Origin of the sequence: Streptomyces sp. NPDC088732 (genome assembly GCF_044751205.1) — a bacterium.
Classification (GTDB): domain Bacteria; phylum Actinomycetota; class Actinomycetes; order Streptomycetales; family Streptomycetaceae; genus Actinacidiphila.
Map to the genome: position 1 here is coordinate 1 of NZ_JBIVLI010000065.1, position 1,521 is coordinate 1,521.

At 72.9% G+C, this 1,521-nt stretch carries 1 protein-coding gene; it reads right to left on the bottom strand.

Translation table 11 applies throughout. The features are described 5' to 3' along the window. Window positions 1-1,521: SDR family oxidoreductase (locus tag ACIP9H_RS42270; protein ID WP_401964268.1), on the bottom strand; the 1,521-nt coding region annotated here is incomplete at both ends.

Consider the following 1,521-nt stretch of genomic DNA (forward strand, 5'->3'; position numbering starts at 1 on the left):
CCGCCGCAACACAGCCAGACCATCCAGAAAACCGTTCGCCGCCGCATAATTCCCCTGCCCCGCCCCATCCCACGAACCCGAAGCCGACGAGAACAACACAAACGCCGACAACGGCAGATCCCGCGTCAACTCGTGCAGGTGCCATGCGGCGTCCGCCTTCGGCGCCAGCACCGCATCCAGGCGTTCGGGCGTCAGCGAGGTCAATGTCGCGTCGTCCAGCACGCCCGCGGTGTGGATCACGCCGGTCAGCGGGTGCCCGGCCGGAACCGACGCCAGCAACGCCGCCACCTGCCCGCGATCCGACACATCACACGCCACCACGTCCACCGCCTCCGCGCCCAGCGCGGACAACTCCTCACGCAACTCCCGTGCACCCGGGGCCTCCAGGCCGCGCCGGCTCACCAGCAGCAGGTGCCGTACGCCGTGTCGCTCGACCAGGTGGCGGGCCGTCACCGCTCCCAGGCCGCCGGTGCCACCGGTCACCAGCACCGTCCCGCCCTCGGCGAACGACACCACCCCCGAACCGGCGACCGCCCGCACCAGACGCGGCACCACGACTCCGCCCGCACGTACCGCCACCTCGGGCTCCGGACATGACAGTGCCTGCTGCCAGTGGGCGGCGCCCGCTCCCGGTTCCCAGTCCAGCAGCGTCACCCGACCGGGGTGCTCGGCCTGCGCGGAGCGGACCAGCCCCCGCAGTGCCGCCGCCACCACCGCGCTCTCACCGCCGCCGGCAGCACCGCCTTCGAATGCCACCACCAGCCGCGACCTCGAGAACCGCTCCTCCTCCACCCACCGCTTCAGCACACCCAGCAGTTCGCCCAGCGCCGCACGCGTACGCTCCGGGACACCTGCGCCCTCCACACCCAGCGGAGCGGGCAGCACCACCACACCCGGCACCACCGCCGACCCCGCCAGATCCACCCCCACCGGCACCGACACGCCCGCACCCCGCAACGCGTCCACCACCCCGCCACCCGCACCCCACACCGCACAACCACCCACCACACCCGACACCGACGACGGAAGCGGGACCCATTGCACACGGAAGAGGTTGTCGACGGAGTCCGACTGGGCTCCGGTGAGCTCCTGGGCGGAGACCGAGCGCGTGATCAGGGACTCCACCGACGCCACCGGGCTGCCCTCGGCGTCGGCGATCCGCAGTTCTACGCCCTCACCTGCCGGAACGGCGTGGAGTCGCAGCGCTGCGGCGCCGGCCGCGAAGAGGGTCACCCCGTTCCAGGAAAAGGGCAGAGCGATGCCCTCTTGCTCGGGCTGCGCATCGTTGGCGAGGGCGTCTAGCCCGGTCGCCTGGAGGGCGGCGTCGAGCAGGGCGGGGTGCAGTCCGAACGCGGCCGCGTCGGAGCGGGCCGCTTCGGGGAGCACGACCTCGGCGAAGATCTCGTCGCCGCGCTGCCAGGCGGCCGTCAGGCCCTGGAACACGGGGCCGTAGCCGTAACCGCGGTCGGCCAGGCGGTCGTAGACCCCGTCGAGGTCGATCGCCCGCGCGCCGGCCGGCGG